The sequence below is a fragment of the Microcoleus sp. OTE_8_concoct_300 genome, from assembly GCF_031383065.1.
GTDB lineage: Bacteria > Cyanobacteriota > Cyanobacteriia > Cyanobacteriales > Microcoleaceae > Microcoleus.
Genome location: NZ_JANMZH010000003.1, coordinates 1 through 1,663 on the forward strand (window position 1 = coordinate 1; position 1,663 = coordinate 1,663).

The window sequence follows — 1,663 nt, forward strand, 5'->3', positions numbered from 1 at the left end:
TTAAACTTAGAATTAGTTTTTAGAAAGTTTTATCTAAGCCTATTTTTTCCGAAGGCGATAAGTAATCCTGCCTTTGGTCAAGTCGTAGGGAGTCAATTCGACTTTGACGCGATCGCCAGGCAGAATTTTGATGTAGTTGCGACGGATCTTTCCGGAAATGTGAGCCAGCACGTTAAACCCATTATCTAGGTCAACGCGAAACATCGCATTGGGAAGGGATTCCGTCACTGTCCCTTCCATTTCAATCAAATCTTGCTTAGACAATTTGGTATTTACCTCAACTCTACATTTGATTAACTAGGAGTATCCCGCGGCTGGGCCTCAAAACCTATTTACTGGTAGGGGTCAAACGGAAGGGCAAGAATTCGGGCGACTCGATCGACTTCTTGACTCAACCAACCCCTCGTTTTAGCTTTACTTGAGTAAAGTTGTGGCAATTAGTATCGAGTTCAATCCGGTCTCTAGCAACCCTCACAAAACCTGATAGCACAAAAAGCGCCTAGTTAACATATCTTAGCAAAAGCTTGTGAGCAACAAGCTGTATTGAGAGGGTTCAAGAGTGGTTCGAGAGAGATTGTTGCAGTTCTGCGGTGACTAATTCCATCGATCGATCGCCATCAACCGCAACTAACTGTTGGCGGCCGCGGTAAAAATCAATCAAAGGCTCAGTTTGCTCGCGATAAACTTGCAACCGGCGGCGGATCGTCTCCTCATTGTCATCCTCCCGGCCCCGCGACAGCAGGCGAGACACCAAAATGTCGTCAGGCACGTCGAGATTAACAGCTTTGATACCAAATTTCGGGTTCGGTGTACTCCCCTCGGCACCGCTGAGCTCGTGCAGCAGTTTGTCTAAAAAAGTTGCCTGGGCGACCGTGCGGGGAAAGCCGTCTAGAATCCAGCCAGCATTAGCGTCCGGTTCATTCAAGCGTTCCTGCACGATATCCATCAGCAATTGGTCCGGAACCAACTCACCCCTGTCCATGTAGGCTTGCGCCTTTAGCCCCAAGGCAGTTTTCGCCACCACGCAGGCGCGCAGGATTTCGCCCGTAGAAATGTGGGGTATTTTCCAGAGAGCGGCTAATATCTGAGCCTGAGTTCCCTTTCCTGCCCCTGGAGGTCCCATGAAAATAAATTGCATTGCGATTACTTAACCATTCCTTCATATCTCTGGGAGATGACGTAAGTTTGAATTTGCTTAGCAGTTTCGATCGCCACGCCCACCAGAATCAGCAGGGAAGTTGCGCCAAAACCTCTAAAAGTTTGCACGCCGATCGCACTTTCTACAGCAGTTGGTACAATAGCCACCAGACCGAGAAATATCGCTCCCAAGAAAGTCAAACGGTTCAAAACCTTCTCAATATAATCGCTTGTTTTCTGACCCGGACGAATTCCAGGAATGCTGGCGCCCATTTTCTTCAAGTTCTGAGACATATCTACGGGGTTCACAATCAACGAAGCGTAGAAATAGCTGAAAAACAGAATCAAAGTCAGATAAAACAGCGCGTAAGCCCAAGGCGCCGGCCCGTTCGGACTCAAAACATTAGCAACTTGAACCAAAAACGGGTTATTGAGAGACTGAGCGAGGAAAGAAGGCACAATCAAAACCGAAGATGCAAAAATAATCGGCATCACTCCGCCTTGATTCAAGCGCAGGGGCAGATAG

At 47.9% G+C, this 1,663-nt stretch carries 3 protein-coding genes; all 3 read right to left on the reverse strand.

All coding sequences use genetic code 11. The features are described from left to right. Positions 1-39: 39 nt before the first annotated feature. The gene (infA, locus tag ACUVJL_RS00045) at positions 40-264 is read right to left on the reverse strand and encodes a translation initiation factor IF-1 (RefSeq protein ID WP_006276978.1); all 225 of its coding nucleotides are present in this window, start codon (positions 262-264) and stop codon (positions 40-42) included. Positions 265-553: 289 nt separating this feature from the next. After that, the gene (locus ACUVJL_RS00050) at positions 554-1,138 is read right to left on the reverse strand and encodes an adenylate kinase (RefSeq protein WP_445243964.1); all 585 of its coding nucleotides are present in this window, start codon (positions 1,136-1,138) and stop codon (positions 554-556) included. 5 nt (positions 1,139-1,143) lie between these two features. Further along, a partial coding sequence (locus ACUVJL_RS00055; RefSeq protein WP_445243965.1) for a preprotein translocase subunit SecY occupies positions 1,144-1,663 on the reverse strand: 520 nt, incomplete at its 5' end.

Excerpts from the sequence above, each read along its gene's own strand:
- ACUVJL_RS00050 (WP_445243964.1), bottom strand. The coding sequence starts at position 1,138 with ATGCAATTTATTTTCATGGGACCTCCAGGGGCAGGAAAGGGAACTCAG.